Consider the following 21666-nt stretch of genomic DNA (forward strand, 5'->3'; position numbering starts at 1 on the left):
GGGTGGGACAACCCCAGGGGTGGGCTTTGATTGTTCCGGCTTTACGCAATGGGCATGGGGACAAGCAGGTGTCGACCTACCGCGCATGGCACACGAACAAGCCGTTGGACAACAGATTTCTGCCAGCGAATTACGCGAAGGAGATCTCGCAGTATGGGATGGGCACGTAGCGATGTATGCGGGCAACGGCGAACTTATCGAAGCGGGTAGTCCGGTTTCCACATCACCATTGCGCACCAACAACTTGGACATGAACTTCCACGGCTTTTACCGCCCCACCGCATAACGCAGCCACTGCACGCAACTTAACAGCACACAGCATAGTTGGGTTCGCTAAACTTAGTGCCCATGACTAAGCGCGCAATCATCCCGGTTTCCCTCTCACTGAATAACGGTGATTTCTACACGCTATGGGCTCCGACATGGAAAGAAAACGGCTCACAATGGGAAGCATTTCTTGGTGACGACGACAACGTAGTGGTTTTCCCCACGGTTGCCGAAATGCTGCTTTATTTGGAAAACGCCACCAAGCATGACCTACGTGATCACCCGAAATGGGACGATTTCGCCAAGCTCCCAGAATACCGTGCCACCCCAGAAGATCGCGACCACTACGATCTCATCGGTCTGCCGCATTATCTGGCCGAGCGGCCTTCCTACGACGCGGTAGCGACCGCGGCAAAAATCTTGTCGCTCACCAAAGCGCTCGGCAACGTCTGCGCTGATGATGACACGATGATCTTTTTCTCGACCCACTCAGTGCTCAACAACGTACAACGCGGCGCCGAACACTACTCCGGTGAACATGGACTTTCCGAATGGTCATCGGTCGGCCGCGCGGTGCTGACGAACTGGGAAAAAATCGAATCCAACTTGGCGGATAGCGTGCGCATCGTCGATGTCACTGCAGAATTCTCAACCGTCGATAAAGATGCCATTGCGGATGCCGAAAAACGTCTGCAGGCCTCGCAAGAAAAAGCAGATCAGGAACGCGCCGAGCGGGAAGAAGAACGCAAGCGTCAGGCAGAAGCCGCTGATCCTTACGATTCTTCTGCCTGGGCAGCCGCCGGTATCGATCCAGTGAAAATCACCGTCGATGGCAAATCCGTGTACACGCTGCGCTGCTACCTCGATGGCGCACCGGTATTTTTGGGCCGCTTCGGCACCATCAACACTTTCCCGACCGGTCGGCAATTACTGCGCTGGATCATCGAAAACGACGAACATGACTTGGCAAAAGTCGCAACCTGGGAAGACATCGTCACCGCCGCCAACGCCGGCGAATTAGAGGTCACCGTCCACCGCGATAACGCCTATAGCTTCCAAGGTCTGTCCGAAGACATGGAAAAAGGCCCTGAGGCGGTCGATATACCGCAGATGTCGGCCTGCTACGAGCTGCTTGCCGATGCTGCCGACTGGGCCGGGGATGATTCCATCAACTCATACATGCTGGCTAATCCACGTTTCCAGGACTACCTGGGCTACATGCTGGGTTCGCAGCAAACTAGCGGCTACGTTCCTTCCAAGCCGTACACCGACCACTCCACAGGGTGGCGAGGCCTGGAAGAAATGCTGGTCAAGCGCTTCGCGAAGTTCTAATCCTCCGGCGCATCTGAATCATCAGCATCCTCATCTGGCTGACGCAATTCTGCGTCGGCCAGTTTTTCATATCGCGGCAAGATCTGGGTTTCCAACAGCTGCTGGCGGGCAGGTTCCGACAAAAAGCTGGCCTGCACCGCCTTCGCGGTGAGATCGAAAAACTCTTCCAGGCCGTAACCGAAGGTCTCGGTCAATGCATTCATCACGGCACTGCAGCTACCGTTGCGCAGATCTCCGGCAGAAATCGTGCAGCTGAACCCCAATTGCTGCAGCAACGGCAGCGGGTGGTCCGGCAGCTCGTCGACGGCGGCCTCGCCAAGTGAATCGTCGACAAGGTCGTGCACCGGTGTCATTTCGGCAGTGATGCCGCGGTCGCGCACCCAGCTAGAAACCGCACCTGGCACGATGCCCGTCATATCCGCGGAAAAATCATCCACCAGTCCGAGCGGGCGGCCGAGTCGCACAGCTCCCAACTGCACAGCGGTAGCGATGGATGCGATATCCCCGAGACCATCGATGACGAAGGGCAGATAATGTGCGCGCAATTTCTCGCAAGCAGTGGCTAGTTCTGCCTCGCCGGAACTAGCAGCACCGTCGGCAAGAATAAAACCTACCCCCGCCAAGTTCGGATCGCCCTGGGCAGCGAGCGCCAGATCGACAAGCTCGGTGATATTGCCCGCTGCTTCGCTACCACCAGCAGCACCACCAAGACGAGTAGTAGCCACCACCCGAGCCTGGATACCTTCCACGGCCACGGCATCCACCGCGGTGGCGAAGGCGTCGGCAAGCGAGAAATCCGCGTGGCAAAAATCCTCCACTACCACGCGTAGCTCTAGGTAAACCACATTGTCGTCGCGGTAGCTTTTCACCACCGACTGGATGTGCGCAGCCAGCTGCTCACGAGTGGTCACCGTGGAACCATCGTCGGCAAGCGTGGGCAGCTGTTCATGAATAGTGACCTTCGGCAGCTCGTTGATCAGCTGCGCGGCGAAATTTTTGTGCTCGGGGCTAATAGCAGGAGTCTCAATCATGCACACGATGGTACCGCCGATGGCACCGCACCAAATTCACCTGCCAGTTTGCCCGCCCCACCCTAGTCAACAGGCAATGCGGGGATAACTGCGAGTAAACTTATCGCCTGTTATGAATGACTGCACACCCGGCCGCCGCGCTGTCGCTACGTGTTGCGCAGCCTTTGTGGCCACCAGCATAGTTACTGGCACCACGATGTTCGGCGCCCTAGAGACCCCGCTGGGCACACCGTACGCCCACGCTCAGCAGGAAGAACCCACCCCGCTGGAAGGCCCCGCTGACGATGCCAACGGCGCGTCGCCAGGCGAGCAAGCCCCGGAACCACTCAGCCGCGAAGAAGCCCCGGATACCAGCTCATGCCCAAACCGCGTTCACCCGCCCAAAGCACGAACCACCTCTGAGGCAGTCGCGCCGGGCGATCCCTCCCCTACCCCGCTGCCGCCGCTAGAGAAACAAAACTGTGGGGTGAGCACTGCTCCAGGTTTTCAGGTTGATGAGTCCGTACTCGCCTCGGCGTGGCTGGTCGCCGATATTGATTCCGGCGAGATCATCGCGCACAAAGATCCGCACGGGCGGTATCGTCCGGCTTCGATCATCAAGGCGTTGCTGGCGCTGGTCGCGATCAAAGAGCTGGATCTGGACAAAACCGTGACCGTTACGCAGGAATCGGCCGACCAGGTTGGTTCCCGGGTCGGGATTGGCGCGAATGGCGAATACACCGTCGAACAGCTGCTGCATGGTTTGTTGTTGGCCTCAGGCAACGATGCTGCGCACGCTCTGGCACAGGAACTCGGCGGCGACGAAGCGACGCTGCGCAAGATCAACGAGCTTGCCGACGAGCTGGGTACCACCGACACGTACGCTGCGAGCTATTCCGGTCTGGATGCCCCCGGTAACTCGGCTTCTGCCTATGATCTGGGGCTGATTTATCGTGCGGCCTATCAAGATCCCACTTTCGACCGGATCGTGAACACCGAGTTCATCGAGTTTCCAGGCTTCGGCGAGCACGAAGGCTTCGAGGTGTGGAACGACAACCATCTGTTTTTGTATGACCCAGACGGCATGGGCGGGAAAACTGGCTATACCGACGATGCCAACCACACTTTTGTCGGCGCACTCAACCGCGACGGGCGCCGGTTGATGGCCATCATTTTGGATACCACCGTCGACAAGGCACGCGCCTGGGAACAAGCGCAGAAGCTTCTGCACGCTGGTTTTGCAGTGCCACCAGGAACCGAGATTGGCGAGCTCACCCCGATTGCGGATTCCGACACCGAACCGGGCTTGACCGAAGGCGCAACCCCGGCACCGCAAGATTCCGTGGATGCGTCGGCCGACGGTGACACAGAAAACGTCGGCGGCGCCAGTGATTCTGACGTGCCGGCGTGGGCAGCGCTCGTGGGCGTGCTCACGGTGATTGTTGCCGGAGCAGGCACCGCCGCTATCGGCGGGTTTTTTCTCCGCCGCCGGAAGTAAACAGTCGGCGCACTGCCCAACCACCGGCAGCACCCAGTCCTGCACCTGCTCCGAGCAGCAGGCGCGACGATGGACGTTTTTTCACCTCGTTGCGCACGCGGATGACCGCAGGTTCTGGCACCGGAACTTCCTCAGTTGCACGTGCCTGCTTGGTGGTTGCAGTAAACGCCGAAACGTAGAGCACCACGCGCCAGATCAAATACAACACGATCATCAAAGCGATGATTGGTCCGAAGATCGCGCCGGTAGGGCTACCTGTGGCCGAAGACAGGATCACGGTAAACAGCTGCTTGATCACTTCAAAAACAAGTGCGCCTAGCAATGCACCAATGAAGCCGGCTTTCTTGGGCACTTTCTTACGCGGCAGGATAACCACCAGCCACCACATGACCAGGAAGTTCGCCAGAATACCAACGAACAGCGCGGAGAAGAACAGAATATAGTTCAACCCTGGCATGACATCGTCAACATTCAGCCACTCTAAAACGGTAAAAACAATGCCAGACGAACCCACAGCGGTAATGCCGAAAGCAATGACGAATGCCAGGATCAAGCCAATCAGGCCCAGCAAATCATTGAACTTCTTGACGACGAAGTTGGCCCCGTCGTTCGGATCCATGTTCCACATCGAGGAAATACCGGCACGCAGGTTATGCATCCAGTTCAGGCCGGTCCACAGCGCAGTCAAGCCACCAATTCCGGCCACCGCACCACGGCGCTCCACCGCGCCTTCCAGGATTTCGTTGGCGATCTCGCCCATCTGCCCTTCCAGCGATTCAGTAATTTGATCCTGGAAACTAGCGAAAAGCTCTGGACGGCCCGCCAAGACCTGCGCCGCAGCCGCAACGATCAACATCGCAATCGGAAAAACCGCCAACACCGAGAAATACGTAATACCAGCGGCAAACTGATTTCCACCCTGCGCACCATAACGCTCGACAGTGCGCATGACGTGGTCGAAAAAATCAGACTTGTGCCGCATTTTCTCGACGAAGCCAGGATCATCGTCCCGCACGCGTTCGATGCCGTAGTTGTCCTGGTTTTTCTCAGCTGACTTTGTGGTGGTGGCTGCCACTTCAGTGTCCTTTAAGTTGGTAATGGTCTTGCGCTGGCTTGCATTAGTTTGCGCTGGATTGCACGGCCCTGGATTTTCTCTGTGAGCTTTGCTTCCTCACTCTAACGCATCCGTAGCTAACGCGGCTGCGCTGGTAAGAAACCAACCTTGTCGTAGACGTCGGCAAGCACGCCCGAAGCGACCTCGCGTGCACGCGCCGCACCGTCGGCAAGAATCTGGCCCAGCTGCGCACGATCGTCCATGAGTTCGTCGTAACGAGCCCGCAACGGGTTCGTGAATTCTTCCAACGCATCAGCAGTATCAACCTTGAGGTGGCCGTAACCCTTGCCTTCATAGGAAGCGACCAGATCATCGACAGGAGTATCGGTTAAGGCGGACTGGATGGTAAGCAAGTTGGAAACTCCCGGCTGCTGCTCACGATCAAAGGCGATCACGCCTCGGTCATCAGTCACGGCGGACTTCAGGCGCTTTGCGGAGGTCTTTGGTGGATCCAGCAGGTTGATTAATCCCTTGGGGTGTGGGGTGGATTTCGACATCTTGATCGTCGGATCCTGCAGATCGTAAATCTTGGCCGAACCTTCGGGAATGAATGGTTCTGGCACCTCGAAAGTTGTGCCGGATCGCGTGTTGAACCGCTCTGCTAGGTTACGGGTAAGCTCCAAATGCTGGCGCTGATCCTCCCCCACGGGCACATACTGCGGGTGATAGAGCAAAATATCGGCAGCCATGAGCATCGGGTAGGTAAACAGGCCCACCGACGTGCGCTCCTCACCGTGCTTAGCGGATTTGTCCTTAAACTGTGTCATGCGTGCGGCCTCGCCATAGCCGGTCAGGCACTGCAATACCCAGTTCAACTCAGCGTGTTCTGGCACATGCGACTGGATGAACAGCGTGGAACGCTCCGGATTAATGCCCAACGCAATCAACTGCGCAACACCGGCGTAGGTGCGCTCGCGCAACTGCTTCGGGTCTTGCTCCACCGTCAACGCATGCATGTCCGGGATGAAATAAAACGCATCGAAATCATTCTGCAGTTCGATCCACTGCTTCAGGGCTCCGAGGTAGTTTCCAAGGTGGTACGAATCAGCGGTTGGCTGAATGCCAGACAGCACACGCGGTTTGTCGGTAATAGGCACCGATGCGGTCATCTTTTTATCCTTTACTCAGTATTGAACGTGACACTTAATGCGGTCTTTAAGTGGTATTTCAGTGGTCTTTAAGTGGTTTCTGGCACACAAAAACCCTGCTGGTGACAGTGCAGCCAGCAGGGCGCGAATCTAGCGATGTGCTAGTCGGCTTCGGTTAAACCTTGCGGGAAGTCGGAGAATATATATCCAACGCCGTGGCGAAAGCAGCAACGATGCACGCGCCACCGATGCCCATGGTGATACCCGAAACCAGCCCTGCCATGGAGAACTGCACGTTCAGGTACCAGACAATCGAGCCGGCCAGGATGGCAATGCCGATGATCAGCCAGGATAAAACGCGAATCATACTGAATTCTCTTTCCAGTCAGTATCAGAAATTAAGTCTCTTCAATATTAGCAGCTCGCTAGCTTTCCGACGATTTTGGCCGCTCGTTTTCATCAACCCCGTGCGCATCGGGCTCGTGCGCTTTGGCCCTTTCCGCATCCGCCTTATCCCCATCGGTCTTATCCCCATCGTCATTTTTCGACAAATCCGGCTTGATGCCCCTAGCAACCTTCGATTTCGCTTTTCGCGCGGTTTCGCGCACAAACTGCGCAGATAGGCGCAGGCGCGGATCCACCGGCTGATTTTCGTCGTTATACGCGAAAATTGGCATGGACTTGTTGTACTTCACTGCCCACATGCGTACAGCGAATGTCACGATCAGCCCTGCGGGAATCACCACTGCCGGTGGGGCACCTAATTGTTCCAAGACCATATAAGTCACCGAGCCGATCAGTGCGCAGGCTGCATACAAATCGCCCATAAATACCAGCGGCACACGGTCGCTTAAGATATCGCGCAAAATTCCGCCGAAGACACCGGTACAAATCGCGGCCACGATAGCGATCAATGGCCCATGGCCTTCCGACAACGCCACCTGGGTACCCAACACCGTAAACGCTGCCAAGCCCACGGCATCAAGCGCCAAAAACAGTGAACGGAAATAGTGCATGAAAAACGACAACGAAACCGTTATCGCTGCTGCGACCAGCACGATGATCAGGTATACCGGATTATCCACCCACACCAGCGGGTAATGCCCAAGCAACACGTCGCGCACGGTTCCCCCACCAAAAGCCGTAATCGCGGCGAGCAAGGAGACCGCAAAAAAATCGAGGCGCTGGCGGCCGGCGGATAACGCCGCTGTCATCGCTTCTGCAGAAATGCCGACGACATAAGTCGCGGTCAATAACGTCGTCACGCTCATGAATGCACGTCCTTAGGTCTTTAGTGCGAAATTCGGCGTTGGTGCCATCCACCAACGTTCACGACGGCCATCTCTAATGAAATTCCACCAGCAATGGCGAATGATCCGACCAGCGCTGTTCGACGGCCGGAGCCTTTTCAACCCAAGTTTTTGCTGCCCGCTCCAGCATGGCGCGCGTCGCGGCCTGGTAATCGATGCGCCACCCGGCATCGTTGTTAAATGCCTGCCCACGATAGGTCCACCAGGTATACGGGCCGTCTTGTTCCGGATCCGGGTTCAGACGGCGCGCAAGATCAAACCACTGCGGGTCCGTGGCTGGTTCGCGCTGCGTATTCGCTGAATAGTCGACCACGCCTTGGTAATCGCCAAGGAACTTCTTCTCCTGCGCGGTCTCGTCCGGGAAGATACCGAAGACGGAATCAAAAAAGGCGCGCTCTTCCGGCAAGTGGCCAGAAACCTTCTCATTCGGCTTGTTGTTTTTCAGATCTTGACTGCGGTGGCAGATATTCCAGTCGCCACCGATCACCATATTTTCGTGGGCAGCAGCGCGCTGTGCCAAGATGCCATCAAACTCATCCAAGAACGCGTATTTTTCATCTTGCTTGGCGGTTCCTTGCGCACCTGAAGGCAGATAGAGTGAGGCGACACGTACATCGCCGAAGCTAGAGTTCAGAGTGCCCTCGATCCAGCGCCCCGCAGCATTAAACGCACTCTCGCCACCGAAGCCCACCTGGACGTCGACAAGCGGGCTCCGTGACAAGATCCCCACCCCGGCGCGGCCTTTCGCCTCAGAATCGGCAACCACCAGATGCCAGCCGGATTCCAAAGCGGGCGCTAATGCCTTTTCGGTTTGTTCCGGAGTCGCACGGACTTCTTGCAGAAGAACAACATCGGCACTGGTGTTATCCAACCAGTGATTCATGCCTAGGTTGTCGTCGTTACGCTTCTTGCAGGCGGCACGAATGCCGTTGACATTAACTGTGGCTACCGTTAGCTGAGGTTCAGACATGGCACCCACTGTATAGGGTGCGCGTCACACCACAGAAACTAGCCGGTCGGGCGTGAAGCTACGGCCAGGTAGCCGAGGTGATTTTAACCAGTCTTGGTGAATGATTTGTGGCGAAGCCAGATAGTTGGGAACCAAATAACGATGGCGGCAACGGCCAGTGCTGCACCGGCGAGCGAAGGTGCATTGTAAGCATAGCCCGCAGAAATCACGGCACCACCCAGCGCAGCACCGGCAGCATTCGCCATGTTCAGTGCCGAGTGATTCAACGCAGCGGCCAGCGTTTGGGCATCGCCGGCGGTATCCATCAAACGAATCTGCAACGACGGCACCAGCGTGGAACCGAAGAAACCAACCAATCCGAAGTTAATGGTTCCCAGCCATGGGCTGGACGAGGTGAAGTAGAAAGCAACAAGCACCAGGCAGATCATCGCCAGCGCGAACAAGATGCCCTTTTCTAGGTTCCAGTCGGCGACGCGACCACCGAACCACGTACCAGCGACCATGCCAATGCCGTAAGCCATGAGCACGATCCACATCAGTGACGGATCGAGCCCGGCGTTTTCGGTCATCGTCCAGGAAATGTAGGTATAGACAGCGAACATGCCACCAAAGCCGACCGTGCCCATCGCTAGGGTGAGCCACACTTGGCTGCGTTTCAGTGCACCCAGCTCAGTACGCACAGACGTTGCTCCCATGCGCACCATGTGTGGCATCAGATACCACAGCGAAATCAAGGTGATCAGGCCGACGACGGTGACGAAGACATATGAGGCATGCCAGCCGAACGCCTGTCCCAACGCTTGTGCCGCAGGAACACCACCGACGGTAGCGAACGACAGACCCATGGATACAAACGAAATCGCACGCCCGCGCTCGCCTTCTGGCGCCATCGAAGCAGCCGACAAACCAGCAACCGAAAAGTACGCGCCATGCGGTAGACCGGCTAAGAAACGTGCGGCGAGCAAGAGTTCGTAGCTCGGCGCGATAACCGATAAGAAGTTGCCGGCGATGAAGGCTCCGACCAGCAACAGCAACAAACGTCGTCGGGGAATTTTGCCTGTGACCGCAGTGATTGCAGGCGCACCAATGACCACGCCGAGCGCATACAGAGAAATAATGCGACCTGCGGTGTCTTCAGTGATGCCGTAATCTTGCGCAATCAACGACAGCAGACCCATAGACACGAATTCGGTAACACCAATACCAAATCCGCCCAAGCCCAGCGCAATCATGACGAGATAGCGACGCTTTTCGCTGATCTCCGTTTGGCGGGGCAAGGTTCGACGACGGGGGTTAGCAGCTATTTTTCGCAAATGACTCAGGTGTGGCACGCATGAGACCCTACGCCGAAAATTCATAGGCGCCTAGTCATACAGCGGTTGTGTGGTACGCGCCACGAAACGGCAGACAAATCGGTTTATAGGTAACCTGGTAGCGCGACAGTTTAGTGACGAAACATTCCAAGGAGTCTCAGATGGCGAAAATTATTTGGACCCGTACCGACGAAGCCCCATTGCTGGCAACCTATTCTTTCAAGCCAGTCGTGGAGGCTTTTGCTTCCACCGCGAACATTGATGTCGAAACCGCCGATATCTCACTGGCGGGCCGCATCATCGCGCAGTTCCCAGAACGCCTGAGCGAAGACCAGAAGATGGACGACGCCCTGGCACAGCTCGGTGAGCTGGCACAGAAGCCAGAGGCCAACATCATCAAGCTGCCAAACATTTCGGCTTCCCTGGTGCAGCTCAAAAATGCCATCAAGGAGCTCCAGGAAGACGGCTACGACCTTCCTGATTACCCAGACAAGCCTGCCAACGCGGAAGAAGAAGACATCCGTGAGCGCTACGACGCGGTCAAGGGTTCGGCCGTGAACCCAGTGCTGCGTGAGGGTAACTCCGACCGCCGTGCACCACAGGCCGTGAAGAACTTCACTAAGAAGCACCCACACTCCATGCAGGACTGGCCAGCAGATTCCAAGTCTGCGGTCGCCACCATGGATGACAACGACTTCGCCCACAATGAGAAATCCGTGATCATCGACGGTGCCGACGAGCTCAAGTTTGTGCTGAAAGGCACTGACGGCTCGGAAAAGGTGCTCAAGGAAGGCCTGAAGGTCGAAGACCGCGAGGTCGTCGACGCTACCTTCATGTCCGCCAAGGCTCTCGATAACTTCCTACGCGAGCAGGTGGCATTTGCCAAGGACAATAACCTGCTGTTCTCGGCGCACCTGAAGGCGACCATGATGAAGGTCTCCGACCCAATCTTGTTCGGCCATGTCGTGCGCGCGTACTTCCACGAAGTATTCGACAAGTACGGTGACGAACTGATCGAAGCCGGCCTCAACGGCGAAAACGGCCTGGGTCACATCCTGGATAACTTGGACAAGCTCGACAACGGCGACGAGATCAAGCAGGCCTTCGAGCAGGCGCAAGAAAACGGCGGCCCGCTGGCTTACGTCAACTCTCACAAGGGCATTACCGCTCTGCACGTTCCATCGGATGTCATCGTCGATGCCTCCATGCCAGCGATGATGAAGACCGGCGGCCAGATGTGGAACAAGGTCGACGAGACCCAGGATGCCCTGGCCATCATCCCAGATTCCTCGTACGCCGGTGTCTACCAGGCCGTTATCGAAGATTCGCAGAAAAACGGCCAGTACGACCCAACCACCCTGGGTACCGTGCCAAACGTCGGCTTGATGGCAAAGAAGGCCGAAGAATACGGCTCCCACGACAAGACCTTCAAAATCCCATCGGCAGGTACCGTCGAGGTCCGCAACAGCGCCGGTGAGGTTCTGATCTCCCACGACGTGGAAGAAAACGACATCTGGCGCGCCACCCAAACGAAGGATGAGCCAATCCAGGACTGGGTCAAGTTGGCTGTGTCCCGCGCACGCACCTCCGGCATGCCAGCCATCTTCTGGTTGGACGAAAACCGTGGCCACGACGCCACCCTGATCAAGCTGGTGAACAAGTACCTCGAAGATCACGACACCGAGGGCTTGGACATCACCATCATGGATCCGGTTTCGGCCACCAAGAAGTCCGTCGAGCGCATGCGTAACGGTGAGGACACCATTTCAGTAACCGGTAACGTTCTGCGTGACTACAACACAGACTTGTTCCCGATCCTGGAGTTGGGCACTTCCGCGAAGATGCTGTCCGTCGTGCCACTGATGGCCGGTGGCGGCCTGTTCGAGACCGGTGCCGGCGGCTCGGCTCCGAAGCACGTACAGCAGCTTCTGGAAGAAAACCACCTGCGCTGGGACTCGCTGGGTGAGTTCCTGGCGCTGGCGGAATCTTTCCGCCACGAAGGTGCCAAGAACGACAACGAAAAAGCCAACGTTTTGGCTTCTACCCTGGACAAGGCCACCGAGAAGCTTCTCGACGAAGGCAAGTCCCCTTCGCGCAAAGTCGGCGAGATCGACAACCGTGGCTCCCACTTCTACCTAGCGATGTACTGGGCACAGGAACTCGCGGCACAGTCGGAAGACTCCGAGCTGGCTGAGCACTTCGCACCAATCGCGGAGAAGTTCGCTGCGGTGGCCGACAAGATCGACGCCGAGCTTCTCGACGTACAGGGCGAAGGCGCAGACTTGGGCGGCTACTACCAGCCATCTGAGGAAAAGGCTTCTGAGGTTATGCGCCCATCTGCTACCTACAACCAGTTGATGGAAGAGCTGAAGAAGTAAGTGTTCTTCGCGCGTACCTGAGCGCTTAATAAGCGGAAGGTACGCCATTAGCGCTGAAGCACCCGGGGCAGAGTTTCTGCTCCGGGTGCTTTTCGCTGCAATCTGGCGCTCTTTTGCAAATAGTGGGGTAAAAACGCCCAGTTTTCGGCGCCTATTTGCAAAACGGCGCCACTAGCTTCGGCCTACAAAAGTTTTCACCTAGGCTTTCACCGAACCGACGCCCTGCAGCCCGGGTTAACGCCGACCGGACGGGAGCCCGGACCGGAGTCTGCTCAGGAAGCCGAATGGGCTTCACGCCCTGCAGCCTGGCTTAACCAGCCAGGTTACGCAGCACGTCCCAGAAAGTACCGGCCATAACGACCACACCGATGATCAGCACAAACCAGTTGCTGGCGACCGGGCGGAAACGCTTGAGCGCATCGATCCGGTAGATCGCCCAAACAGGCAGCAGGTAGGTCATGAAGCCCATAAAAATGCCACCAATCAGGGTGATCAGGTCCAGAATCGATGGGTTGATGATCGCCACTGCGGTGACCACAACGAAAACGAACAGATAGATAGCGGTGGCGACACTGCGCGGGTTGGCTTTTTGCATCCGGGTCGGAGCAACCAGGTTGCCGAAATAGCGGGTGCCTTCCACCGTGGCAAGCAGGTGGCCGAAGTACGAGGAGACAATCGCGCAGATCACGACGATGGGTGCGATATAAGCCAAGAACTGCGTGCCGGTTTCGTTTGCCAGATACGACAACACTGGGATGTTTTGCTGGTACGCCTCTTCCATGCCGTCAGCACCCAGAGCGAGCGCAGAAGACCAGACGAAGAACATGGTGAAAATCGTCAGCAAAGCGGTGGCGATCAGGATGATCTTCGAGGACTGCTTTTCAGCATCTTTGCCGTAGAAACGCTCGGTATCCAGCACGAACTGCGAGATTGCCGCCAGGAAGCTAAACGAGAACACCAGCACCGGCATGATCAAGATAATGTCGCCGAGGTTGGCGACGAAGCCGTCCGCGCTGTAGTGGTAGAAGGAGCTGAAGTCCCATTGCGGGATCAGGTATAGCGAAACGGCTGCCAGCGCGATGATCAGCGGGTAGATCACGAACTGCGCGACTACCAGCGCGGTGTTGCGCCCGAGGGCGAAGCCGAGCGTCATCAAGCCTACGCAGAGCGTCGCCAAGATTGGGCGGGAAATTTCCGGGCCGTTGAGTTGGTTTTGAATGAAGCTGTCGACGGTGTTGGTGATCGAGATACCGTAGATCATCACGATCGGGAACACCGTGAACCAGTAGATCAGCGCAACAAAAATACCGATATTTTTGCCGAAGAAGCCAGTGATGACTTCCAAGACGTCTTGGCCTTGCTGCGAGGAGCCGCTGAGCATGCGGGCATAAGCGCGGTGGGACAAAAACGCCATCGGCCCGATCAGCAGCGTGGCCACCAGCAATGGCCAGAAGCCAAAGCTACCGGCGTTGATCGGGAGAAATAGGATACCGGCACCGACGGCGGTACCAAAAAGCGCCAGCGCCCATTTCGTGTTGTTGGGTTTCTCTCCACGTACTGCCTGGTCGACCCCGGCGTCGTTCGAGTTTTCTGCCTGCGGGGAGGCTGAGGTGTGTTTTTCGCTCACGAGCTGGAGCCTTTCCGTCGTCAAGAATGTTTGAACGCAATTACAGATTGTTGAGCACTTGCCACTAGTATGTCAGCTGCATCACAAAAAACGAAAATTCACATCAACACACAAGCAGAATATAATTCTATAACTAGACAGCTCTGTTCATCTACACTGTGTGAAGCAAGTTACCGTCCACGTCGGAAAGCGTCTTATTATGCCTCACACCACGCCTTTTGGCCCCACCTCCACGCTGAACCACGCCAGCATCGGCGAATTCCGCACAGAGGCCGGCGCCATGATGGATGAGGTAACCCTGGGCTACCACGTCTTCGGTAAATTTCGCGGCGAAATGGACGGACCAAACAACGTCATCCTGATTGAGCATGCACTCACAGGTTCCTCCGATGTCTCCGATTGGTGGGGCGACATCCTTGGTCCCGGCCGGGCCCTCGATACTTCGCGTTGGTGTTTCATCTGCATTAATGCGCTGGGCGGCTGCCACGGTTCGACAGGGCCTTCCAGCATCGCCAGCGATGGGCGGGCTTGGGGTTCACGGTTTCCGGCGGTATCCATCCGCGACATCGTGGCCGCTGAACGCCAGCTTGTCGACGCCCTTGGCCTGCGAAAAATCCATGCGGTCATCGGCGGCTCGATGGGCGGCGCACGCGCACTCGAGTGGTCGCTGCTCTACCCGGAGATGATGGAGGCTGTCTGCATCTTGGCGGTCTCTGCCCGGGCTTCAGGGTGGCAAATTGGCATTCAATGCGCGCAGATTTCTGCAATCGAGCGTGATGTCAACTGGCATGGCGGCGATTATTACGACACCGACGATTACCCATTGGAAGGCCTGTGCGCTGCACGCCGGATCGCGCACCTGACCTACCGTGGCGAGCAAGAAATCGACGAGCGTTTCGGCTCTGATGCCAACGAGGGCGAGGATCCATTCGGCGAATTCCGAGATCCACACCAACGCTTTGCTGTCAATAGCTACCTGGAGCATCAGGGCTATAAGTTGGCGCAGCGGTTCGACGCAGGCTCGTACGTCGCGCTCACCGAAGCCCTTAACCGGCACGACATCGGCCGTGGACGCGGCGGACTGAACCGTGCGCTTGGCAACTCCACTGTTCCGACGATGATCGTCGGCGTCGATACGGACATCTTGTACCCGTATCACCAGCAAGAACACCTATCGCGTAATATCGGCAACTTTTTGGGCATGGCGAAGATCGTCTCGCCTGTCGGCCACGACGCATTTCTCACCGAATCACGCCAGCTGGATCGTGTTCTGCGCAAGTTCTTAAAGCTGTCTCTGCCGGAACCATACAGCATTTAGCGCGGGCCGCAGCGTCTCGCGTCCCGACAAGCGCGGGCCCACGGCACCTAGCGGGGCCGCGGCACGCTTCACCGCAAGCAAAAACTTGCACGCGACATGAAACTTTGCATACCATGTGCAAGGTTTTAATTTCTCCTGCACCTCGCAAAGGATTTTTTATGTCGCGTTTCCTCTATCGGCTCGGTAGCTTCGCCTACCGGCACACGTGGCCATTTCTGGCTTTTTGGCTCATAGTCCTCACCGGCTTGGGCATTACCGTCTCCACCGTCGCGCAGCAGCCCTCGCCTAACTTCTCCATGCCATCGATGGATTCCACCGATACACAGGAGCGCATGCAAGAACACTTCGCGCGCGATAAAGCTGAACGTGGCGAAGAATCTGCAGAACAAGATTTCGTTTCTGCCCCCGAGGGCACGGTGGTCATCCAATCGCAGGATAAGCCGCTGACCGACCCGGAAGTCATGGCCGAAATCGACGCCCTGGTTGCAGACCTGCAGGCCACGGGCGCGCTGACCAACCCAGAATCTGTGGTCAACCCCGTCATGGCCGCTGCGGGCATGGAGCAGCAACTGCGCGGACAACTCGAAGCCCAGGGAGTGCCAGAAGAGAAAATCCAGGACGATTTGGCTGCAATTTCGCCGTTATCTGAGGACGAGCACACCGGCACCATCTCGGTGACCTTCGATGCCGAGACCGCAATGGAGATCGCCACCGCGGATCGTGATGCGGTCACCGCGCTTGTCGACGGCTTTGACAACCAAGCCAGGTTCAAGGCCGGCTATTCCGGCAACGCGTTCATGGGTGAGATGGGCATGGACCCGACCGCCGAGTTGATCGGTCTGGCGGTTGCCGCGATCGTTCTGCTGGTGACTTTCGGCTCCGCCGTCGCCGCTGGTATCCCGCTGGTGTCTGCAATCGTGGGTGTGGCCACTGGTCTGCTCATCGTGATGTCTGGTACGGCCGTTACCGATGCCATCAACGACATGACACCCGTGCTGGCCAGCATGATCGGCCTTGCTGTCGGCATCGACTACTCGCTGTTTATTCTCTCGCGTTTCCGCAATGAGCTGGTTACGCTAACTGGTGCGCAACATCAATCGCCAAAAGAATTCGCCCAGACCCTACGTGGGCTAGACAAATCTACTCGCGCACACGCTATGGGCATGGCGCTGGGCACCGCCGGTGGTTCAGTGATTTTCGCTGGCGTAACCGTGCTGATCGCGCTATCAGCGCTGAGCATCATCGATATTCCGTTCTTAACCGCCATGGCGTTGGCTGCCGCTGGAACCGTCGCCTTGGCTGTACTGGTAGCGCTGACCTTCCTGCCAGCACTCGTCGGCCTGCTGGGTTCAAAGATTTTCGCACTGCGCATCCCCGGCCCGAAGGTGCCGGATCCAGAAAACGAAAAGCCGACGATGGGTCTGAAGTGGGCGCGACAGATCCGCAAGCACCCGGTCCTCAACCTGCTGGTGGGCGTCGTCATGCTAGGTATCCTGGCTGTCCCAGCAGCGCAACTGCAGTTGGCAATGCCGACGGAAGGTTCAGAATCACCGGGAAGTCCGCAGCGTCAAGCCTACGAAATGACCGCCGAGGCATTCGGTGAGGGCCGCAACGCCCCGATGATCGCCTATATCGACGCCTCCGAGGTCGCCACCGAACAACGCCCCGCGCTGATGCAAGAAGCCATGACGACGTTTGCTGGCACTGACGGCGTGGTCAACGCGCAGGTCATTAACACCACGGAGCAAGCCGACGGTATTCAAATGCTGATCACCCCAACCACGGGGGCGACCGACGAGGAAACCACCGATACGCTGGAACGCTTGCGCGAAAAACAAGCGCACTTTGCCGACGAATACGGGGCTGAATTCGGTATCACCGGCATCGCGCCGATCTTCGACGATATCTCCCAGCTGCTAACCAGCATCTTAATCCCGTACATCCTGATCGTGCTTGGCTTGGCATTCATCGTGCTGGTGCTCGTCTTCCGCTCCATCCTGGTTCCGCTGATCGCCGCGGCCGGCTACGCTCTGTCGGTGGCTGCAACCTTCGGTCTGACCGTGTTCATCTTCCAAGAAGGTGGCTTCGGCATCGTCAGCGATCCTCAGCCGATCTTGTCCTTCCTGCCGATCATGCTCATCGGTCTCACCTTCGGTTTGGCCATGGATTACCAGGTCTTTTTGGTTACCCGCATGCGCGAAAACTTCGTGCGCGTCGGCAAGACCGCAGGCAACGCCACCGCCAACGGCTTCAAACACGGCGCCCGCGTGGTCACCGCAGCCGCGCTGATCATGATCTCCGTGTTTGCCGCGTTCATGCTTCTCGACGAACCGTTCATCCGCACCATGGGCTTCGCGCTGGCCGTTGCCATTCTGTTGGACGCCTTCATCATCCGCATGACTCTGGTACCTGCCACGATGTACCTGCTGGGTAATGCCGCCTGGTGGTTCCCACGCTGGCTGGATAAGGTCCTGCCACACCTCGACATCGAGGGTGAGGCACTGGAAGAAGATAAGGACAAGCTGCTGGCACGTACCGAAAAGCAGGTCAGTGATGACTAACAGCAAGAGCAGCACGCCCAGCAAACCGAGTCTGCGGGAACGGAAGAAGGCCGAAACCAAAGAGACCATCGCGCGCGCAGCGGCAACCGTACTATTGCGCGAAGGAAGCGAAGCGTTGACCATCGCGCACGTCGCCGAGGCCGCAGCAGTTTCTACACGCACATTCCACAACTACTTCCAGTCGATGGAAGAAGCATTGCTGTGGTTTATCCATTTGCACGGCGCGGAGATCACCGCGGCCTTTGCACAAGTGCCGGAAGACTATTCCGCGGTGGAAGCCGCCCGCGCGGTGTTTGTCGTGGAAACCGATGCCGACACTGCGCCAGGCACCATGGGCACTAGCGCCGCGGGCACTGGCACTGCGAGAGGCACCGCGGGCACCAGCACCGGCGAGCAATCCTCGATGGTCGCGTTAATGCAGGTAGTGCAGCAGGTAGCGACAATGCCGAATATTAATGCAGCGAAACACGCCTTCGCCGAGCATTACGGCGACACTCCCCCGCATTTGCTTGCCGACGCTTTGGCCGCACGCATGCCAGGTGCCGATCAGTTCACCATCCACACGTATGACTGGTTGATCGGCGCCGCGATTGCTTCGGCGGTGGAGGAATATACGGCTGCGCGGGCGTCGGCAGGCAGCTCCAGTGCGGGTGAAACTAACGAGTACGCCGGCCCTGACTTGAATTCATTAATCGATAGAGCGTTCGATTCATTAAAATCGATTGGTTGATTTAATTCGAGGCTGTCACGGACAGTGGTCAAATAAATCAAATATTTATTCGACTACATAGGGTTCTGTGTGCAGCGGCATCTTATTCTTAAGTTATGTCGTTGCCACAGAAATCTTATTTAATTAACCTCCTTTCGCCTAGCTACATCGCCGGCCACACCGATTCGGGGAGCTTCCACAAGGGCTCCAATATCGATCCCGCGGCAATTTCAGGGCACACGGTGACCGACAAAGTTATTAAAGCTTTTGTGCAAGGCTCGGCAATTCATCCCTATGAGGTGCACATCAAGCTGGTCGAAGGAACCCCGATCACCTATTGCACCTGCCCAGTGCAACATCAATGGTGCAAGCACTGCGTCGCCGTCGGTTTACGCAGCATCGCATTATATCCCAAGCCCAAGGATCGCGTCCTAGAGAACTTCGTGGACACCGCCACCCCTAATCAAATCGTTAGTGCCTTCCGGCAAGTTTTTCAGTGGGAACCACAGGTGCAGCTCCCACTACAGCTGCACATTTTGGCGCATAATGGCACGTCCGTGAGCATCTCAGAGTTTCTCGAAGATCGCCTTGGCAAAGCCATTGGCAGTTTTCTGCCGCCGCAGTGGACAGAAATTAGCCCGCCAACTGGGGGTGGTGTGCAATCAGGTCTGAACGTGGGCGTCGGCAAGCGCGAGCAAGCTGCTCGGTGTGAAGAAATGATGATGATTTTTCGGCATTTCCTCGACCACGAGCACGCAGAATTAGTTTTGCCGTACCTCGAGGAATTCATAAGGTACCTTGCCACCAACCGTGCACTAAGCCTAGCAGGAAGCGAGGCGGCGAAAAACACGCTGAACGATGCGCTTGCTCTGCATTTATCCGCAGCCAAGGACGTGGTGAACTCAGCGAATGCGTGTGCTGGGGCGGAAATTGCGCACTGGGTAACCTGGACATATTTTTTCAGTGAAGAAATTGAGCCGAGTTTACCCGTTTACGCGGCCGAGGAAGCACTGGGGAACGCCGGCATAGACTACTGCGTGAATTTCGCGTTCCTGGCAGAAAGCTACTACGGCGAAGACCACCCGCGTCTGTGGCCGTACCTGCGCGACGTCATCTCGATCGCGGCACCGGCGCAAGCGAGTGCGATTACGGCGTACGCAGCAAGTTTGGGCTTGCCACGACACAACGATGCCGAGGAATAACACTGAGGCACAACGATGCCGAGGCACAACAACACAGCCGCTAGTGAGGTTCCCGGCAGGTGTTAGGATCACCAACATGCCTGAACATGCACCGGATGCACCACTACCCCACCACATCGTCGTGATGGGAGTTTCTGGGAGCGGGAAGACCACCGTCGGAACGGAACTGGCAAACCTTTTAGGCCTGGTTTACCTCGACGGGGATGATTTTCACCCGCAAGCCAATATCGACAAAATGGCCAGCGGCATCCCGCTTGACGACGCCGACCGCCTACCGTGGCTACGGCGCGTGGGCAACTGGCTCGCCGAACAAGAGCACGGCGCCATCGTTGCCTGCAGCGCGTTGAAGCGCAGCTACCGCGAAGTGTTGCTCGCCGAATGCCCCGGCGCCGTATTTGTGCACTGCACGGGATCACGCGAACTGCTGGAGCAACGAATGTTGGAGCGCACCAAGCATTTCATGCCGGCGCATTTGTTGGATTCGCAGCTGGCAACTTTGGAGCCGCTGCGTGCGGATGAACCCGGCGCAAGTTTTGATGTCGCTGAACCACCAACCCTGGTGGCGGAGGCAATGAAAAACTGGATTACAGCGCGCTGGCGCCGTAGATCACCATGACCAGGGCGAAACCAATAACGGAGATCAGTGTTTGGTTTACCGTCCAGGTTTTCAGAGTAGTCGCGGTATCCATGCCCATCAGTCGGCCCACTAGCCAGAAGCCGGAGTCGTTGACGTGAGAGGCAATGACGGAACCGGCGGCCGTCGCCAAGACGATCAGTGCCAGCGCGACTTCGGAGTAATCCGCGGCAGCCACGCCCGGTGCCATCAGTGCTGCGGCCGTCGTCAAGGCGACGGTCGCCGAGCCTTGGGCAACGCGAAGCGCGGCAGCAATCAGGTAGGCGGCGAGGACCAGGGGGATGCCCATGCCCTCCATTGATTCGGCGAGCGCGTCGCCAATACCCGAGGTACGCAATACGCCACCGAACATGCCACCAGCGCCGGTAATCAGCACGACGGAACAGATTGGGCCGAGCGCGCCGTCCATGGATTTTTCGATGGCTTCGCGGCTTACTCCTCTACGCAAGCCCAACACAGCGATGGCTACGAATGCGGTAATGAGCAGGGCGATCGGGGTTTGTCCGAGGAAACGCAGGAACTGCACTACCCCGGATTCACCGTCGATCCAGCCAGCGGTGGCGGCGGTGTTCGCACCGGTGTTGCCGAAAATCAGCAACATAGGCAGCAGCAGGATGATAGCGACGGAACCAGCGCCCGCCGGGTTTTTCGGTGGCTCAGAACGCGCCCCTAACAACAGATCCGGTACCGGCAGCGGGAATTTGCGGCCCAGGAATTGCCCCCACAGATAGCCGGAGATATACCACGTCGGCAAGGCGATAAGCAGGCCGAACAGCAAAATCAGCCCGATATCCGCATTGTAGAATTCGGCAGCTGCTACCGGACCTGGGTGCGGTGGCAAGAAAACGTGGGTGACAGAAAACGCGCCGGCTGCCGGAATACCATAAGCCAGAATCGGGCCATCCAGGCGCCGAGCGACCGCAAAGATGACGGGCAGCATAACGATGAGCCCGGCGTCGAAAAAGATGGGAAAGCCCATCAGCAGCGATGCCACGCCCAGGGCAAACGGGGCACGCTTTTCACCACATTTACGCACCAGCAATTCCGCCAGCGACTGCGCGCCACCGGAGTTTTCCACCAAGCGGCCGAGCATCGCGCCCAGACCGACCAACAAGGCCACCGATGCCAAGGTGGAGCCGAAGCCGTCGGTCATGGTCGGGACGACGCCTTCTAATGGGATACCCGTGGCCAAGGCCGTCAGTGCGGAGACGGTGATCAGGGTGATGAAGGCGTGGATGCGGAAATAAATCACCATCAACAAAATCGTTGCGACGGCGGCTGCGGCGATGCCTAACAGCGGTGCGGTGCCCAGTGTGGGCTCCCAGGTATCCATTG

The 21666-nt window shown here is 57.4% G+C and carries 18 protein-coding genes; 9 read left to right on the forward strand and 9 right to left on the reverse strand.

Going from position 1 to position 21666, the window contains the following annotated elements:
• On the forward strand, positions 1-286 hold a 286-nt coding region (locus tag U1140_RS07795; protein ID WP_369847018.1), incomplete at its 5' end, for a C40 family peptidase.
• Positions 287-348: 62 nt separating this feature from the next.
• The gene (locus U1140_RS07800; protein ID WP_369847019.1) at positions 349-1599 is read left to right on the forward strand and encodes a hypothetical protein; all 1251 of its coding nucleotides are present in this window, start codon (positions 349-351) and stop codon (positions 1597-1599) included.
• Here the strand turns inward: U1140_RS07800 and U1140_RS07805 are convergent.
• Positions 1596-2630: an amidohydrolase family protein gene (locus U1140_RS07805; protein ID WP_369847021.1), complete on the reverse strand. Its 1035-nt coding sequence runs from the start codon at positions 2628-2630 to the stop codon at positions 1596-1598. The two genes, U1140_RS07800 and U1140_RS07805, sit on opposite strands and share 4 nt — an antisense overlap.
• 112 nt (positions 2631-2742) lie before the next feature.
• Here U1140_RS07805 and U1140_RS07810 point away from each other — a divergent pair, with 112 nt between their 5' ends.
• Positions 2743-4107 carry a D-alanyl-D-alanine carboxypeptidase family protein gene (locus U1140_RS07810; protein WP_369847023.1) on the forward strand — a complete coding sequence of 455 codons (1365 nt, stop codon included), beginning with the start codon at positions 2743-2745 and terminating at the stop codon, positions 4105-4107.
• Here U1140_RS07810 and U1140_RS07815 read toward each other — a convergent pair.
• The 6 genes from U1140_RS07815 to U1140_RS07840 form a co-directional block, all read right to left on the reverse strand.
• Complete coding sequence (locus U1140_RS07815) at positions 4073-5182, reverse strand: YhjD/YihY/BrkB family envelope integrity protein (RefSeq protein WP_369847024.1); 1110 nt, start codon at positions 5180-5182, stop codon at positions 4073-4075. The two genes, U1140_RS07810 and U1140_RS07815, sit on opposite strands and share 35 nt — an antisense overlap.
• A gap of 116 nt (positions 5183-5298) precedes the next feature.
• Entirely contained in the window at positions 5299-6330 is a 1032-nt protein-coding gene (gene trpS / locus U1140_RS07820) for a tryptophan--tRNA ligase (RefSeq protein ID WP_369847025.1), read from the reverse strand.
• Between the two features lie 154 nt (positions 6331-6484).
• Positions 6485-6676, reverse strand: coding sequence for a hypothetical protein (locus tag U1140_RS07825; protein ID WP_369847027.1), 192 nt, complete (start codon positions 6674-6676; stop codon positions 6485-6487).
• A gap of 58 nt (positions 6677-6734) precedes the next feature.
• Positions 6735-7580 carry a trimeric intracellular cation channel family protein gene (locus U1140_RS07830; protein WP_369847029.1) on the reverse strand — a complete coding sequence of 282 codons (846 nt, stop codon included), beginning with the start codon at positions 7578-7580 and terminating at the stop codon, positions 6735-6737.
• A gap of 73 nt (positions 7581-7653) precedes the next feature.
• Complete coding sequence (locus U1140_RS07835; protein ID WP_369847030.1) at positions 7654-8589, reverse strand: exodeoxyribonuclease III; 936 nt, start codon at positions 8587-8589, stop codon at positions 7654-7656.
• A gap of 83 nt (positions 8590-8672) precedes the next feature.
• A complete protein-coding gene (locus tag U1140_RS07840; RefSeq protein WP_369847032.1) occupies positions 8673-9920 on the reverse strand; it encodes an MFS transporter in 1248 nt (415 codons plus the stop codon).
• 143 nt (positions 9921-10063) lie between these two features.
• On the opposite strand from U1140_RS07840, the gene U1140_RS07845 reads away from it, so the two are divergent.
• Positions 10064-12280, forward strand: coding sequence for an NADP-dependent isocitrate dehydrogenase (locus tag U1140_RS07845; protein WP_369847033.1), 2217 nt, complete (start codon positions 10064-10066; stop codon positions 12278-12280).
• Positions 12281-12590: 310 nt separating this feature from the next.
• Here the strand turns inward: U1140_RS07845 and U1140_RS07850 are convergent, their stop codons facing one another.
• Entirely contained in the window at positions 12591-13907 is a 1317-nt protein-coding gene (locus U1140_RS07850) for an SLC5/6 family protein (RefSeq protein ID WP_369847035.1), read from the reverse strand.
• Positions 13908-14106: 199 nt separating this feature from the next.
• Between U1140_RS07850 and metX the strand changes: the two genes are divergently transcribed.
• The 5 genes from metX to U1140_RS07875 all read left to right on the forward strand — a co-directional run bounded on the left by metX (position 14107) and on the right by U1140_RS07875 (position 20313).
• The gene (metX, locus tag U1140_RS07855; RefSeq protein ID WP_369847037.1) at positions 14107-15225 is read left to right on the forward strand and encodes a homoserine O-acetyltransferase MetX; all 1119 of its coding nucleotides are present in this window, start codon (positions 14107-14109) and stop codon (positions 15223-15225) included.
• Between the two features lie 158 nt (positions 15226-15383).
• Positions 15384-17786 carry an MMPL family transporter gene (locus tag U1140_RS07860; RefSeq protein ID WP_369847039.1) on the forward strand — a complete coding sequence of 801 codons (2403 nt, stop codon included), beginning with the start codon at positions 15384-15386 and terminating at the stop codon, positions 17784-17786.
• Positions 17779-18516 (forward strand): TetR/AcrR family transcriptional regulator, encoded by a 738-nt coding sequence (locus tag U1140_RS07865; RefSeq protein WP_369847041.1) that lies wholly within the window; start codon positions 17779-17781, stop codon positions 18514-18516. The genes U1140_RS07860 and U1140_RS07865 overlap by 8 nt, the downstream gene beginning before the upstream one ends.
• A 95-nt stretch (positions 18517-18611) precedes the next feature.
• Positions 18612-19697, forward strand: coding sequence for an SWIM zinc finger family protein (locus U1140_RS07870; RefSeq protein WP_369847043.1), 1086 nt, complete (start codon positions 18612-18614; stop codon positions 19695-19697).
• Between the two features lie 76 nt (positions 19698-19773).
• Positions 19774-20313, forward strand: a complete 540-nt coding sequence (locus U1140_RS07875) for a gluconokinase (protein WP_369847044.1) — start codon at positions 19774-19776, stop codon at positions 20311-20313.
• Here U1140_RS07875 and U1140_RS07880 read toward each other — a convergent pair.
• The gene (locus U1140_RS07880) at positions 20282-21664 is read right to left on the reverse strand and encodes a GntP family permease (protein ID WP_369847103.1); all 1383 of its coding nucleotides are present in this window, start codon (positions 21662-21664) and stop codon (positions 20282-20284) included. The genes U1140_RS07875 and U1140_RS07880 overlap by 32 nt on opposite strands.
• Positions 21665-21666 lie beyond the last annotated feature (2 nt).

This window comes from Corynebacterium drakensteinense (assembly GCF_041224285.1).
Lineage (GTDB): Bacteria > Actinomycetota > Actinomycetes > Mycobacteriales > Mycobacteriaceae > Corynebacterium.

What these genes read in the sequence shown, in the direction of transcription:
- U1140_RS07810 (WP_369847023.1), top strand. Translation starts at nt 2,743, where the DNA reads ATGAATGACTGCACACCCGGCCGCCGCGCTGTCGCTACGTGTTGCGCA.
- trpS (WP_369847025.1), bottom strand. Translation starts at nt 6,330, where the DNA reads ATGACCGCATCGGTGCCTATTACCGACAAACCGCGTGTGCTGTCTGGC.
- U1140_RS07860 (WP_369847039.1), top strand. Translation starts at nt 15,384, where the DNA reads ATGTCGCGTTTCCTCTATCGGCTCGGTAGCTTCGCCTACCGGCACACG.
- U1140_RS07830 (WP_369847029.1), bottom strand. Translation starts at nt 7,580, where the DNA reads ATGAGCGTGACGACGTTATTGACCGCGACTTATGTCGTCGGCATTTCT.
- U1140_RS07875 (WP_369847044.1), top strand. Translation starts at nt 19,774, where the DNA reads ATGCCTGAACATGCACCGGATGCACCACTACCCCACCACATCGTCGTG.
- U1140_RS07880 (WP_369847103.1), bottom strand. Translation starts at nt 21,664, where the DNA reads ATGGATACCTGGGAGCCCACACTGGGCACCGCACCGCTGTTAGGCATC.
- U1140_RS07865 (WP_369847041.1), top strand. Translation starts at nt 17,779, where the DNA reads ATGACTAACAGCAAGAGCAGCACGCCCAGCAAACCGAGTCTGCGGGAA.
- U1140_RS07825 (WP_369847027.1), bottom strand. Translation starts at nt 6,676, where the DNA reads ATGATTCGCGTTTTATCCTGGCTGATCATCGGCATTGCCATCCTGGCC.
- U1140_RS07845 (WP_369847033.1), top strand. Translation starts at nt 10,064, where the DNA reads ATGGCGAAAATTATTTGGACCCGTACCGACGAAGCCCCATTGCTGGCA.
- metX (WP_369847037.1), top strand. Translation starts at nt 14,107, where the DNA reads ATGCCTCACACCACGCCTTTTGGCCCCACCTCCACGCTGAACCACGCC.
- U1140_RS07835 (WP_369847030.1), bottom strand. Translation starts at nt 8,589, where the DNA reads ATGTCTGAACCTCAGCTAACGGTAGCCACAGTTAATGTCAACGGCATT.
- U1140_RS07805 (WP_369847021.1), bottom strand. Translation starts at nt 2,630, where the DNA reads ATGATTGAGACTCCTGCTATTAGCCCCGAGCACAAAAATTTCGCCGCG.
- U1140_RS07870 (WP_369847043.1), top strand. Translation starts at nt 18,612, where the DNA reads ATGTCGTTGCCACAGAAATCTTATTTAATTAACCTCCTTTCGCCTAGC.
- U1140_RS07800 (WP_369847019.1), top strand. Translation starts at nt 349, where the DNA reads ATGACTAAGCGCGCAATCATCCCGGTTTCCCTCTCACTGAATAACGGT.